Consider the following 13801-nt stretch of genomic DNA (forward strand, 5'->3'; position numbering starts at 1 on the left):
AAGTTTCGGGGGGCGTGCTTCGGGCGGCTGCCGGTGGCTGCGCTACTCAGTGACCGGCGACCTGGATGATGGCGGACTTGGCGTCGGCGGATTCTTCGACAGCGGCCAGCACCCGCTGCACCTGAAGTCCGTCTTCGAACGAGGGCGACGGCGCTTCGCCGGCGCTGATGGCGGTGAGGAAGTCGCGGATCTGGTGGGTGAAGGTGTGCTCCCAGCCGATCACGTGGCCCTGGGGCCACCAGGCGCCCATGTAGGGGTGGTCCGGTTCGTTGACCAGGATCCGGCGGAAGCCCTGCTCCCGGACAGGGGCGGTGGCGTCGAGGAAGTTCAGTTCGTTGAGGTTCTCCAGGTTGAACGTCAGCGCACCATCCGTGCCGTAGACCTCGATCTGGAGGCTGTTCTTCTGCCCGGTCGCCACACGCGACGCTTCAACCGAGGCGCCCATATCGCCGCTGAGCCAGAACGTCGCCCAGGCGGCGTCATCCACCGTGACATCCTCCAAGCCGTCCGGCCCCGGGCGCTGGGTGACGAAGGTCTTCAGCACGCCCGAGGCCTCACGAACGGTCTGCCCGGTCAGGTACTGGACTTGGTCGATCGCGTGGGAGGCGATGTCGCCCAATGCCCCGGACCCGGCGGTTTCCTTCCGCAGGCGCCAGCTCATCGGAGACGCGGCGTCCGTGAGCCAGTCCTGGAGGTACGCGGCCCGGACGTGCCGGACCGTGCCCAGCCTGCCCTCGGCGATCAGTTCCTTCGCGAGGGCGAGGGCGGGTACCCGGCGGTAGTTGAAGCCGATCATGGACTGGACGCCGCGCGCCCGGGCGGCACGCGCGGCTTCTGCCATGGCTTCGGCCTCGGCCAGGGTGTTGGCAAGGGGCTTTTCCACGAGCACGTGCTTGCCCGCCTCGAGCGCGGCGATGGCGATTTCGGCGTGCATCCAGCCCGGGGCGCAGATATCCACGATATGGATGTCATCGCGTTCCAGGACCTGGCGCCAGTCCGTGGCGGACTCGCTCCACCCGTACTTCGCCGCGGCCTCGGCAACCTGTTCCGCGTCCCGGCCCACGAGCACTTTCTGCTCGAAGGCCGGAACGTCGAAGAAGCTGGCCACGTTCCGCCACGCGTTGGAATGGGCTTTGCCCATGAACGCGTAACCGATCGCGGCAACACCGAGGGTTGTGTTCCCGGGCTCGCCGTCCTGCGGGTTGGTGGGGGTAGGGGCGGAGCTTGTCATGAGGGATTCCTAGAGGGTGGCGGCCATCGGGTCCCAGTCCTCGGGGAGGGCCTGGGAGGTCACGGCGGAGCTGTCGACGCCTACAAAGGTGCCGGTTTCGGCGGACTCGGAAATGGAAACCAGGGTATCGACCACGTGGTAGGCGAGGGCTCCCTGGGCGCGGTGCGGAACACCGGCGCGGAGGGAACGGGCCATGTCCAGCACGCCCATGCCGCGGCCGTTGGCCGGTCCCGTGGCGGGAATGGTGGTCCAATCCTTGTCACCGGCATGCCACAGCTTGATGTCGCCCATAAAATAGTTGGGATCCGGAAGGGAAATAGTGGCCTCCGTGCCGGTGATCTCCATGAAGCCCGTGTTGGGCCGGGGGGATTCGAAGCTGAAGACACTGTGCGATGAGGCCCCGCCTTCGAACTCCGCTATCGCGCTAACGTGCGTGGGGACCTCGACGGCGAATTCCTCCCCGGCCTTGGGCCCGGAACCGACCACGCGGACTTCCTTGGCGTTGGAGCCGACGGCGGCGACCTTGCGGACCGAACCGAAGGTCTGCACCAGCGCGGTGATGTAGTACGGTCCCATGTCGAAGAGCGGACCCGCGCCGCGCTGGAACAGGAAGGCCGGGTTCGGGTGCCAGGACTCCGGACCCGGGGTCTGGAACATGGTCAACGCGGTCAACGGGGTGCCGATGTCGCCGCGTTCGATGATCCGCCGGGCTGTCTGCAGCCCGGCTCCGAGGAAGGTGTCCGGTGCGCAGCCCAGGCGGATGCCCGCGGCGTCGGCCGTCTTCAACAGGGCCAGGCCGGATTCGCGGTCCAGGGAGAAGGGTTTTTCGGTCCAGACGTGCTTGCCGGCGTTCACGGCCGCCGTGGCCACCTCGACGTGCGCGGCCGGGATGGTCAGGTTGACGATGATCTCGACGTCGGGGTGGTTCAGCGCGAGCTCGGGTGAACCGAACTCGGGGATGCCATATTCCTTCGCCCGTGCCTCTGCGGCCTCCTCGAACAGGTCGGCGATGACGTGGACCTTCAGGTCCGGGAAGACCGTCAGGTTGTCCAGGTAGGCCTTGCTGATGTTGCCGGCGCCGATGACGGCGACGCCCACCGGCCCCCGGCGGGTGGAAGGTGTGGTTTGGTGCGTTGCGGCGCTCATCCTTCGGCTCCGGCGGTTGCAGCTGAGTTCTGAAGGAAGGCGAGGCTCTCGGCGATGCCTTCGAAGATGTCTCCGGCGTAGTCGTCGAACTCCACGACGCCCACTTCCAGGGACTTGGCGGCAGCAACGACGTCGAGCACCGCGATGGTGCCCTGGCCGGCCGGCTGCTGGGCCTTGGTGTCCGTGGTGCCGGGGCCGTCCTTGATGTGGATGAACTTCACGCGGTCACCGAGACGGGCGAGCAGTTCCACGGGGTTCTGGCCGCCGACCGATGCCCAGTAGGTGTCCACTTCCAGGACCAGTTCCGGGTCAAGGAGGCCTTCGAAGTATTCCAGGGCGGTCTGGCCTTCGACGATGGACTCCAGTTCCCAGGCGTGGTTGTGGTAGCCGACGCGGATGCCGTATTCGGCACCCTTCTTCGCTGCGGCGTTGAGCTTCGCTGCGGTGGCCTGGATGTCCTCGGCGGACTGCCAGTGCTCGGCAGGCAGGTACGGATCGATCACGGTCGCGATGCCCAGTTCCTTCGCTGCGGCGAAGATCTCGTCCTGGTCCTGGCTCAGCAGTGGCGCGTGGCCGGACGGGGCCGTCAGCCCGTTGTCCTTCAACGCGGCGCCGAGCTCCTTCGCCGTGGCCAAGAAATTGTACGGCTCAACCTGGGTGAAGCCGATCTCGGCCACGCGGCGGATGGTCCCGGCGAGGTCTGCCTCGAGGGGCTTGCGGAGGGTGTACAGCTGGATTGAGTAAGACATGGATTGTTCCTTAGAAAGATGCGCCAGTAAGAAACTGCACAGCGGCGGGATGCCATTCGGCGGCGCCGGGAAATCAATACACTCAGGCAATAGATGCACGGCGCCGGAAGGTTTTGGCCGAGACGTTGTTACTTGATGCCGGTTGCGGAGCAGGCATCTCTGCGAACGGTCGGTTATAGGAATAGTCCCATAGTAGGGCCGTTGCTGCTCTTGTCAATGGCTGCCTCAAGACGCCCCTCGATACCGCCGGCTGTTAGTGCTTGACATCACATCTGACGTCACTCAATATAGGACTATTCCCATAGCCCAACTCCCGGAGTATCCGTGCCGGAACATTCAAAGGAGAATGCAGTGCATTCACCCAAACGAGCGGTCGCCGCTCTTGCAGCCCTCACGGCCGTCGGTCTTTTGCTCTCGGCCTGCGGAGGCGGTGGCCAAACGACTGGCCTGGCCAGCGCGGGAGGAGCGGCCCGTACGCTGACGATCGCGAGCGTCGCGGACAATAAATCGTTCGATCCCGCAGCCCTCGAAATTGGCAACGCGGTCCACTACTGGATGCCGGTGTATGACACCTTGCTGGTCTTTGACAAGAACGCTGAGTTGAAGCCGAATCTGGCTACCGCCTGGTCGTATAACTCGGACAACACGGTGCTTAATCTCAAACTTCGTGAAGGCGTCAAGTTCACGGACGGCACGCCGTTTGACGGCGCAGCAGTCAAGGCAAATCTGGAGCATCTGAAGGCCGGGAAGGGTCAGAACGCCTATATGGCGGCCTCCATCGCCAGCATCGACGTCGTCAGCCCCACCGATGTAAACCTCAAGCTCACGGCGCCGGACCCCGGCCTGGTGTTCTACCTCGGCGTTGTCGGCGGCGCCATGGCCAGCCCTGCTGCAGAAGCCTCCCCCGAGATCGCCACAACGCCGGTCGGCAGTGGTCCCTACAAGCTGGACAAGAGCGCGACAACGCCGGGCAGCCAGTACACCTACACACGAAACCCTGATTACTGGAACAAGGCGGACTTCCCGTACGACAAAATCGTCGTCAAGCCCATCACCGACGCCACGGCCCGGCTCAATGCCCTGAAATCCGGACAGGTTGATTCAGGTGTGATTGACGCTAAGAGCGTCAAGGAGGCCGAAGCAAAAGGGCTCAACATCACCACCGTTCCGGTTGACTGGCGAGGCCTGTTCATCGCCGACCGGGAGGGTAAGACTGTTCCGGCACTCGGCGACGTGCGCGTCCGGCAGGCAATCAACCTCGCCATTGATGGCGGTGCCCTTCTTAAGAGCCTTCAGCTCGGCCAGGGTGAAGTGACCGACCAAGTCTTCAATACCAAGAGCCAGGCCTACATGAAGGACCTGGACAATAAATACCGCTTCGACGTCGACGCCGCCAAAAAGCTGATGAAGGAAGCCGGCTTTGCGGACGGATTCGAGGTCCTGATGCCTGATTTGGCCGGCTTCCCGGAGGTAACTCCCATTCTCGAGCAGCAACTCAGCGCCATCAACATCAAGGTCAAGTGGCAGAAGGTTTCGGCGGACTCTACCATCTCCGCCTTGCTGTCAGGAAAGTTCCCGATGTTCTTCTTCTCACTGGGCAGCCAGTCAGCCTGGCAGGACATCCAGAAGGTGGCCCTGCCCACATCTCCCTGGAACACGGCCAAGGCCAACAATGCCGACCTGAACGCCCTCGTGCAGGCAGCCCGGATGGCAAAGCCAGGTGACGAACAGAACAAAGCAATGCAGGCTGTCAACGCCTGGCTGGTGGACAACGCCTGGTTCGCGCCCTTATACCGATCCAATACCATCATCGCTTCCAGCGCCAAAACCAATGTGACGCCCCAGCCGTGGAATGCGGCACCCTGGATCCGGAACTACCGGCCAGCCTCCTAACCGACTAAGTGGTGGCCCGCAAAAGCGGGCCGCCACCCTACCCTCGCTGGTGAAATCATGCTCAATTTTCTGGCACGTCGCCTACTCTCGGGCGTCGTCCTCATCCTCGTCATCACCACAATCACCTATGCACTGATCTACTCCAATGCCGGCAACGCTGCGCGCAACATCCTCGGCGAAAGTGCCACGGCAGCAGACGTCGCAGCTAAGGCCAAGGACCTGGGACTGGACCGGCCCCTGCATGAGCAGTACCTGGACTGGCTCAGCAACGCAATCCACGGTGATCTGGGGGTTTCCTGGTTCACCAACGAACCCGTCAGCAACCTCCTGGCCAACCGGCTCCCGGTCACCTTGTCCATAGTCATCTTCGCAGTGCTGGTAACAGCGCTCGTCAGTACCGTCCTCGGCGTTACAGCTGCGGTCCGTCGCGGCTGGCTCGACCGGCTCCTGCAGGTGGTCAGCGTCATTGGCTTCTCCCTGCCGAACTTCTGGGTAGCACTGGTCCTCGTTGTCCTGTTCGCGGTGGCGGTGCCAATCTTCCCGGCCACCGGCTATGTCCCGGTCACCGAATCTCTTTCCGGATGGTTCCTGGCGCTCATCCTCCCCGTGACTGCCCTGGTCCTGGGCGGCATCGCCTCCGCCGCACAGCAGATCCGCGGTGCAGTGATCGATGTGCTGGAGATGGACTACGTCCGGACGCTGCGGGCCCGTGGACTGAGTTCCACCAGCGTGCTCCTCAAGCACGTTCTGCGGAACGCAGCCCCACCGGCGTTGACCGTCCTGTCCCTGCAGTTCATTGCGCTACTGGGCGGAGCCGTGGTCATCGAGCGGGTCTTCGCCATCCCCGGCATGGGCACCCTGACCATCAACTCGTCCTTGCAGGGCGACGTTCCTGCCCTGATGGGCGTTGTGGTGGCCTTGGTGATCCTCGTCGTCATCGTCAACCTCGTCATCGACCTTGCCAATGGCTGGATCAACCCGAAAGCGCGCCTGCAATGACCGAAGCAACCACAGCCCTCACGAATGCTCCGCTGCCCGTAGCGCCCGGACGAGTCTCCATCACGCGCGCTGTCCTGCGCAACCCGCTGGGTCTGAGCGCACTGATCATCCTGACGCTGATCATTCTGATCAGCGTCGTCGCGCCATTCTTTGCCCCCCACAGCCCGACCGAGGTGAAGATCGACAAGATTCTTGCAATGCCAAGTTCGGACTATCCGCTTGGGGGCGACGGTGCCGGACGGGATGTTTTCAGCCGCCTCATCTGGGCAGGCCAAAACACTTTGCTCGGGGCTTTGATCGCAGTATCGATCTCGCTGGTGCTCGGCTCCGTGGCCGGCCTGGTCGCCGGGTACTTCGGAAAGGTCTTCGACACCACGTTCAGCTGGGCCGCCAATATCCTGATGGCCCTGCCTGCCATGATCGTTCTGCTCGCCCTCTACCAGACCCTGGGCGGATCGGTGTATTCCACCATGGCGGTCTTCGGAGTCATGCTCTCACCGGGATTCTTCCGGCTTGTCCGCAACCAGGTCATCGCCGTCAAGAACGAGCTTTACGTCGACGCCGCACGCGTGTCAGGGCTCAGTGACGCCCGGATCATCAGCCGGCACATCCTGCGCGTTGTCCGCTCGCCCATCATCATCCAGACAGCCATCATTGGCGGCATCGCCATCATCATCCAGTCCGGCCTGGAGTTCCTGGGCCTCGGAGATCCCGCTACGCCAACCTGGGGCGGGATGCTGCAGGACGCGTTCAGCAACATCTACATCAACCCCGCCGGCATCCTCTGGCCCGGGTTGATCATCGCCGCGACAGTGGCGTCCCTGGTCCTCTTGGGCAACGCCATCCGTGACGAGCTGGGGGGACCCCGCGCGTCCGCTGCGCGTCCCCGCGCCAAGCCCCGGCACGGACACGCCCATGCCCGCACGCAGGGCACCGAAGCGCTGAACCCCGGCTCGGGAAACGGTCCACTTCTTCGCGTCCGGGACCTGCACGTCGGTTACGGCAGCATCGAAAACCCGCTCACCGTCGTCAGGGGTGTCAGTTTCGACGTAACGGCCGGAGAGATTGTCGGCATTGTCGGTGAATCCGGCTCAGGCAAGACGCAAACTGCGTTTTCGATCCTGGGGCTTCTCCCCCGCGGCGGCAGGGTCCTGTCCGGATCCATCAAGTTCCGGGGACGGGACATCACCTTCGCCCCCGGGAACGAGATGCAGAAGATCCGCGGACGTGACCTCTCCTACATCCCGCAGGAACCCATGAGCAACCTTGACCCGTCCTTCACTATCGGACACCAACTGGTTGAACCGATGCAGGCTGTCTTCAAGATCTCCAAGGCTGAAGCCCGCAAGCGTTCGCTTGTGCTCCTGGCACGGGTGGGCATAGCGGACCCCGAGCGGACCTTCCGTTCCTACCCCCACGAAATCTCCGGCGGCATGGCCCAACGTGTTCTTATCGCCGGGGCGGTCTCCTGTGGGCCGAAACTCCTGATCGCCGATGAACCCACCACGGCCCTGGACGTGACAGTTCAAGCCGAAGTGCTCGACCTGTTGCGGGACCTACAGCGCGAAATGGGAATGGGCATCGTCCTGGTCACGCACAACTTCGGCGTCGTCGCCGACCTGTGCGACCGCGTCGTCGTCATGCAGAACGGGCGAGTGGTGGAAACCAACGACGCGGAAACACTGTTTTCCGCCCCGTCCGACCCCTACACCCAGGCCTTGCTCGCTGCCACCCTGGACGATTCCCCGCCACGTCCACCTCTGGCTGTCACGGCCGCAGGCACAAGCAAAGGAAAACTGTGATGTCTGAGACGGATACATCTGCGCCCCTCCTTGAAGCCAAAAACGTCGTTGTCGAATTCCCCATGAAAGGGTTCCGCAAAGCGCCCTTCCGGGTCCTTCACGGCGTCTCACTCGACATCCACCCCGGGGAAACTGTCGGGCTCGTCGGAGAATCCGGATCGGGCAAAACAACAATCGGCCGGGCCATACTTGGTTTGGTCGAACCCGCAGCAGGCACCATCACCTTCGACGGGCAGGACATCACCAGACTGCACCGCAAGGAGCGGCGTAAACTCAGTGACTCCATCCAGGTGGTATTCCAGGATCCCTACACATCACTGAACCCCACAATGACCGTCGGAGACATCCTCAGTGAACCCCTGCTGGTCAAAGCAGATCTGAAAGGCTCCGCAAGGACCCGGATCCGGGAACTCCTTGACCAGGTGGGGCTTCCTTCCGGCGCTGTGGATAAATTCCCTCGGGAGTTCTCCGGCGGTCAGCGGCAGCGTGTTGCGATCGCGCGCGCGCTGGCGCTTTCGCCCCGCCTCGTTGTCTGCGACGAGCCGGTGTCAGCCCTGGACCTCTCTACGCAGGCACGAGTCCTTGATCTGTTCATCGAAATCCAGGAAAGGACCGGGGTGGCCTATCTCTTTGTCTCCCATGATCTCTCAGTGGTCCGTCACATCAGTCACCGTGTGGCCGTGATGTACAAGGGAAACATCGTCGAATACGGAGACGGAGACCAAGTCACTTCCGAACCGGTGCACCCCTACACACAAAAGCTCCTGATGTCGGCCCCCGTCGCGAACCCTGTCCGGCAGCGCGAACGCCGTATCGAACGGCACACGATGCTGGCGGCCTCCAGCAAGGAAGGACATAACTGATGCGCGCTATCGTTGTCATGTTCGACAGCCTGAACCGGCACATGCTGCCCCCTTACGGGGCCGAAGGCGTCCACGCCCCCAACTTTGAACGATTGGCCCGATCCACGGCCATGTTCACCAACTGCTATGCCGGAAGCATGCCCTGCATGCCCGCGCGGCGGGAAATGCACACTGGCCGCCACAACTTCCTGCACAGGTCCTGGAGTCCGCTGGAACCATTCGATGACTCGGTTCCCGAGATGCTGAAGGGACAAGGCGTCTACACGCACCTTGTGACCGACCACCAGCACTACTGGGAAGACGGCGGCGCGACCTACCACAACCGCTTTAACACCTACGAGTTCTTCCGCGGCCAGGAAGGCGATGCCTGGAAGGGCCACGTTGCACCTGCCACGGCCCCGGCCACCCTGAATGCCGACACCCACCTCACCAGACAGGACTGGATCAACCGCCAGTACCTCAAGGAGGAAGCTGACCACCCCCAGACTCGGACCTTTGACGCCGGCCTTGAGTTCATGCAGACCAACGTCAGCCAGGACCGGTGGATGCTGCAGATCGAGTGCTTTGACCCGCACGAGCCGTTCTTCAGCTATGACCAGTATCGAAAGCAGTATGGTCTGGAAGACGCGGAAGGCCCCGTCTTCGACTGGCCTTCATACCGACGCGTGATCGAAGAGGACGACGTCGTCGACCGAGCACGCAACGAATATCTGTCCTTGCTCTCCATGTGTGACCGCTCGCTCGGACGGGTTATGGACTTCATGGACGAGCACGACATGTGGCAGGACACCCTCCTCATGGTCTGCACCGACCACGGGTTCCTTCTGGGCGAACACGGGTGGTGGGGCAAGAGTATCCAGCCCTGGTATGACGAGACCATCCACACGCCGCTGTTCATCTGGGACCCGCGCACCAACGTTTCCGGCCAGACCCGCGAGAGCCTCGTGCAGACCATCGACTTCGGTCCCACTCTCCTTGAGTTCTTTGGCGTCGACCGAACCGCTGATATGCAGGGCAAACCGCTGGTATCGGTTATCGAAAGTGACGAGCCGCTACGCGAGTCGGCACTGTTCGGCAGCTTCGGAGCCCACGTAAACGTCACCGACGGGCGGTATGTGTACATGCGGTCCTGCGCGACCCCGGAAAACAAACCTCTCTTCGACTTCACGCTGATGCCGACGCACATGCGAAGCCGGTTCAAGGTGGAGGAACTCCGCGATGCCGCCCTTGTTGACGGATTCTCCTTCACCAAGGGGATCCCGCTTCTCCGCGTACCGGGCTGGAGCATGGGCAGCCCCTACGGTTTCGGAACCCTGCTCTTCGATCTTGAAGCGGACCCGCACCAGGAAAATCCGCTCAAAGACACCGAGCTGGAGCACCATATGGCAACACTTCTCGTGGAACTCATGCGCGCGAATGATGCTCCGGTGGAACAGTTCATGCGCTTGGGGCTGCCGGGGACGGGTCCTGTGAGAGATGAGCACTTGCTGATTGAACAGAACTGGCCACAGGTAGTGGCCTCCCGGGAGCCAGCAGCCCGTGTGCAGGATTTTCCCGCGGACGCCATCGTTGCTACCGTGCCTCTAGCTGCGCTGCTCAAAAATCAGCATCAGCGGGAGACTCTTGTGGCCGCGATGCCGGCGTTGGGGAACGGGGCGTCCCTCGCCATTTTCGCTTCGCGCACCGTCGTGGAAGCAGCGGCCATGACCCCGAACCTGCGGGTTGCAGAAATCCTGAAGCTAGAAACCGCGCTGTCGCAAGCCGGGAGCTAACTGCGTGCCGGCTGCCCGCGCCTCGGAAAACGGGGCGCCGGGGCGCAGGCAGCCGGCACGTAGACGGTAAACTGGGTCTCAAGTACAACCGCGTGGGCTGAAGAAAGACGCTCCGGGGAAGCTTGAGACGGGAACAATGCCATGAAGTTCGAAGAAATCCTCCTGGCCTTGATCGCGCGGGCGCCCTCCAGTGGGTATGATCTGGGACGCTGGCTCGCCACTGAGGGACAATTCATGCGTGCCAACGCCGACCAATCCCAGATCTACAAGACGCTCAACCGTCTCTTGAAGCAGGGCCTGATCGAGTTCACCATAGCGAAGCGTGACGGAGCTCCCGACGCAAAGATCTACAGCGTCACGCCCGCGGGAGGACAACACCTCATGGAGCAGACGGAGTCAGAGTACGTACCTCCGGATCGTTGGCAGGAGCCGGACTTCACCGCGCGGCTTGCCTGCCTCGTTCCCATCAACCCTCCCAGCGTGATCCCGCTCATTGACACGGAACTTGCATTTCGCCGTGATCAGGTCCGCCGCTTCCGGCACCGTGACCGTACCGTCCGGCTGGTGCCGGGAATCGTTCCGATGGATGCCGAGGTCATGGCTGAACTGTTGGATGCCATGCATTATCGGAGCGCTGCTGCGACAGACTCCTGGATAGTGTGGCTGGAACAACAGCGTGAAAAGTGGACCACCTACCTGGCTACCCGCGCCCAGGACGGCGCCCGGGTGAGCTAGGCCCCTGGAGGCGGCGTGAGTCGCCCGTCCTGCTTCCAGCGCCCCGGCTCCCGTGTCGGGGCCGGTTCACGACCGGGGGGACGATTCAACGGAGCTTTTGACGGTGGAATCCGAAGTCCGCAGCCGACAATTGGTTGCTGCTCGCCTTCGCGCTCTGGAGCGCAACGCGTCACAGTGGAGGTGGCGCTTCCCGCCCGAGGGGATGATGCCCCCGTCGTCCATACGGACGGGCTGATCCGTGCAGGATCCTTCCTCATGGGAGACAGCTTCGGCGATGGCTATCCCTGCGACGGGGAGGTCCCCACCCACATGGTCGAGCTGAGCGCCTTCCGGATAGACACCACCGCCGTACCAAACAGCTCGTTCGCGGCCCTCGTCGACGCCAAAGGGTACCGGACCGAGGCTGGGCAATACGGAACGTCAGCGGTGTTTCACCTCATTGTGCAAGCTGAACGCAATGACATCCTTGGAACGGCTGCCGGTTCCCCGTGGTGGCTCAATGTCCGCGGCGCCGAATGGGCACGTCCCCTGGGACGCAAGCTTCACTGGTCGGAGGTCCCCGACCATCCGGTGGTCAGGTCTCGAACAACGACGCCCTCGCTTACTGCAGGTGGGCCGGACGCAGGCTCCCGACGGAAGCGGAGTGGGACGCGGCCCGTGGCGGTCTGCATCAAAAGCGCTACCCCTGGGCAACGAGCTTCACGGGCAGGCCGGAGCCCACCTTTGCAACATTGGCAGGGAAAATTCCCGGACGTAAATACCGGGGCCGACGGATACGTCGCCACTGCGCCCGTTCGGAGCTTTCCGCCCAACGATTACGGGCTCTACGAAGTCAGCGGCAACGTCTGGGAATGGTGAAAGGACTGGTTCTTGGCCAAGTACTACCGCAGTTCACCGGCAGAGACCCCCAGGTCCAGCCGTCGGCACCGGACGCGTCATGTGCGGGGGCTCCTACCTGTGCCACAACTCGTACTTCAACCGCTACCGCGTAGCAGTCAGAAGCTCCAACACCCCGGATTCATCCAGCAGCAACTGCGGTTTCAGGACCGCAACCGACCACTACTGCGGTGGCTGCAAACCGTCCACGGCCGAAGCTGACCCCTTAACCCAAGCGCAAAGACCCATACGTGCCCAGTGATACATCATCCGGAAACGGGAAAGGCAGAAGCCCGGCTTTCAAACCGCTTCCTCCACGACGGCACACAACCGGACCGGCAGCCCCACCCTCGCCGACGAAGGAGCACTGACGGCGTGGATCCGGACATCACTTGCCTTGCTGGCAGGCCGCACAGCCGTCGAAGCATTCACCTCCGGGCTCTTCTTCCCCGAAATACGCAAGACCACACCGGTCCTGTCGCATTCTTGCACTCTTCATCAGCCCATTGCGCGGGTCTTCTCTGTGACCTGGATAACGTCGCCTTGCGGCGCGCTTCAGCTCAAAGTGAAACAGACGATCCTCTTGCCGGGGAGCACGTCCGTCTGCCGGACCAGAACAACCGGAACGCAACGCTTCCCGGACCCGACGATAAAATACCGGGCGTCGCCCTGCGTTCAGGGAGGACACCCATGGCCGGCATGTTGAACTCTTCATCGACGAGGACACGTGCTTCAGATCCAGACTCGAATCCCCCGATGGAACCGTGGTGGCCTTCTCCCGGTCTTTTTCCGACAAGCGGGCCGCAGTGTCCGGCATCAACGGGGGGCCCTGCAGTCCTCCGCTGAACATTCCACCTGGGCCCCGCGGCGCACCACCGCCACGGATCTTAGCGGCTGGCAGTTCCACGTCGGGTTCCGGTCGGATCCGGCCTGCACAAGGTTGTCCGGGGCGCAGACCAGGGCGAGGCACACCCCGGCAGGGGCCGAAGACGGCATCAGAGCATCCATCGTTTGGAGGCTTTAGCTTCGGGATGGCTCCAGGCCTTAGAGGACCATCGTGTGCTGCCGCCGAGAGGGCATGCGTAGCGTGTGGCGACTACGATCAAGGTTATGGTCAAGAGGGGTTCATATGCCAAAGGTGTCGCAACGAAGGAAGATCTACTTGCTGCCGCTTTGGAGGTCGTCGGGCGAGTCGGCTATGGGCGCAGTTCGGTGCGGGAGATCGCCGAGGAAGTCGGGATCACGCATGCAGGACTGATGCATCACTTCGGTTCCAAGGACGTCCTGTTCCGGGAGGTGCTGCGGAAACGGGACGAGGTGTCGCGTGCCCGGGCTGAGCAGGCGGATATCGAGCTCGGGACCCCTGAACAATTGACGACAACAATCCGTTCCAATGCCGAAGTGCCCGGTCTTGTGCAACTGTACGTTCGGCTTTCCGGCGAAGCCAGCGAGGACGGGCACGCGGCCCATGAGTTCTTCGCGGAACGATACCGCGAGCTGAGAAACCTTGGAGCAGAACGAGTTCGCACCTTCCAATCCGAGGGCAAGTTTCCTGCGGCGTTGGACGCTCAACGAATTGCCACCCTCGTCCTCGCTGCCGCCGATGGACTCCAGCTGCAGTGGCTCTATGAGCGTGACCTCGATATGGCGGGGCTCATCGAGTACTTGTTTGAGGCTCTCGGCCTGGTGCAAGTCGCTGGAGCAGACGCCGACGAGGTCTGAATCCAGGCCGCAG

10 protein-coding genes and 1 pseudogene are annotated in these 13801 nt (G+C 62.8%); 8 read left to right on the top strand and 3 right to left on the bottom strand.

Translation table 11 applies throughout. The annotated features are described in order from the left end of the window. Positions 1 to 46 precede the first annotated feature (46 nt). Genes OOZ51_RS03200 through OOZ51_RS03210 form a run of 3 tightly spaced genes read right to left on the bottom strand, consistent with a single transcriptional unit; the run spans position 47 to position 3126 of the window. Complete coding sequence (locus tag OOZ51_RS03200; protein ID WP_265977451.1) at positions 47 to 1231, bottom strand: Gfo/Idh/MocA family protein; 1185 nt, start codon at positions 1229 to 1231, stop codon at positions 47 to 49. 9 nt (positions 1232 to 1240) lie between these two features. Next, entirely contained in the window at positions 1241 to 2377 is a 1137-nt protein-coding gene (locus tag OOZ51_RS03205; RefSeq protein ID WP_265977452.1) for a Gfo/Idh/MocA family protein, read from the bottom strand. Then, positions 2374 to 3126, bottom strand: coding sequence for a sugar phosphate isomerase/epimerase family protein (locus OOZ51_RS03210; RefSeq protein WP_265977454.1), 753 nt, complete (start codon positions 3124 to 3126; stop codon positions 2374 to 2376). The genes OOZ51_RS03205 and OOZ51_RS03210 overlap by 4 nt, the downstream gene beginning before the upstream one ends. A gap of 351 nt (positions 3127 to 3477) precedes the next feature. On the opposite strand from OOZ51_RS03210, the gene OOZ51_RS03215 reads away from it, so the two are divergent. The 8 genes and pseudogenes from OOZ51_RS03215 to OOZ51_RS03250 all read left to right on the top strand — a co-directional run bounded on the left by OOZ51_RS03215 (position 3478) and on the right by OOZ51_RS03250 (position 13788). Continuing rightward, positions 3478 to 5019: an ABC transporter substrate-binding protein gene (locus OOZ51_RS03215; RefSeq protein WP_265977455.1), complete on the top strand. Its 1542-nt coding sequence runs from the start codon at positions 3478 to 3480 to the stop codon at positions 5017 to 5019. Positions 5020 to 5076: 57 nt separating this feature from the next. Beyond that, positions 5077 to 6018 (top strand): ABC transporter permease, encoded by a 942-nt coding sequence (locus OOZ51_RS03220; protein ID WP_265977456.1) that lies wholly within the window; start codon positions 5077 to 5079, stop codon positions 6016 to 6018. After that, positions 6015 to 7820: a dipeptide/oligopeptide/nickel ABC transporter permease/ATP-binding protein gene (locus OOZ51_RS03225; RefSeq protein WP_265977458.1), complete on the top strand. Its 1806-nt coding sequence runs from the start codon at positions 6015 to 6017 to the stop codon at positions 7818 to 7820. Before OOZ51_RS03220 ends, OOZ51_RS03225 begins: the two co-directional genes overlap by 4 nt. Further along, entirely contained in the window at positions 7820 to 8683 is an 864-nt protein-coding gene (locus tag OOZ51_RS03230) for an ATP-binding cassette domain-containing protein (protein ID WP_265977459.1), read from the top strand. Before OOZ51_RS03225 ends, OOZ51_RS03230 begins: the two co-directional genes overlap by 1 nt. After that, entirely contained in the window at positions 8683 to 10455 is a 1773-nt protein-coding gene (locus OOZ51_RS03235; protein ID WP_265977460.1) for a sulfatase, read from the top strand. The genes OOZ51_RS03230 and OOZ51_RS03235 overlap by 1 nt, the downstream gene beginning before the upstream one ends. 141 nt (positions 10456 to 10596) lie before the next feature. Next, positions 10597 to 11190 carry a PadR family transcriptional regulator gene (locus tag OOZ51_RS03240; RefSeq protein ID WP_265977461.1) on the top strand — a complete coding sequence of 198 codons (594 nt, stop codon included), beginning with the start codon at positions 10597 to 10599 and terminating at the stop codon, positions 11188 to 11190. A gap of 108 nt (positions 11191 to 11298) precedes the next feature. Continuing rightward, positions 11299 to 12328 (top strand): annotated as a pseudogene (locus tag OOZ51_RS22590) (formylglycine-generating enzyme family protein). Between the two features lie 827 nt (positions 12329 to 13155). Continuing rightward, positions 13156 to 13788 carry a TetR/AcrR family transcriptional regulator gene (locus OOZ51_RS03250; RefSeq protein ID WP_265977462.1) on the top strand — a complete coding sequence of 211 codons (633 nt, stop codon included), beginning with the start codon at positions 13156 to 13158 and terminating at the stop codon, positions 13786 to 13788. The last annotated feature ends 13 nt before the right edge of the window (positions 13789 to 13801 follow it).

It is taken from the genome of Arthrobacter rhizophilus, assembly GCF_026241105.1.
In the GTDB taxonomy this organism is placed as follows: domain Bacteria; phylum Actinomycetota; class Actinomycetes; order Actinomycetales; family Micrococcaceae; genus Arthrobacter.

Coding starts and splice junctions, on each gene's coding strand:
- OOZ51_RS03200 (WP_265977451.1), bottom strand. CDS start 1,231: ATGACAAGCTCCGCCCCTACCCCCACCAACCCGCAGGACGGCGAGCCC.
- OOZ51_RS03205 (WP_265977452.1), bottom strand. CDS start 2,377: ATGAGCGCCGCAACGCACCAAACCACACCTTCCACCCGCCGGGGGCCG.
- OOZ51_RS03210 (WP_265977454.1), bottom strand. CDS start 3,126: ATGTCTTACTCAATCCAGCTGTACACCCTCCGCAAGCCCCTCGAGGCA.
- OOZ51_RS03220 (WP_265977456.1), top strand. CDS start 5,077: ATGCTCAATTTTCTGGCACGTCGCCTACTCTCGGGCGTCGTCCTCATC.
- OOZ51_RS03225 (WP_265977458.1), top strand. CDS start 6,015: ATGACCGAAGCAACCACAGCCCTCACGAATGCTCCGCTGCCCGTAGCG.
- OOZ51_RS03230 (WP_265977459.1), top strand. CDS start 7,820: ATGTCTGAGACGGATACATCTGCGCCCCTCCTTGAAGCCAAAAACGTC.
- OOZ51_RS03235 (WP_265977460.1), top strand. CDS start 8,683: ATGCGCGCTATCGTTGTCATGTTCGACAGCCTGAACCGGCACATGCTG.
- OOZ51_RS03240 (WP_265977461.1), top strand. CDS start 10,597: ATGAAGTTCGAAGAAATCCTCCTGGCCTTGATCGCGCGGGCGCCCTCC.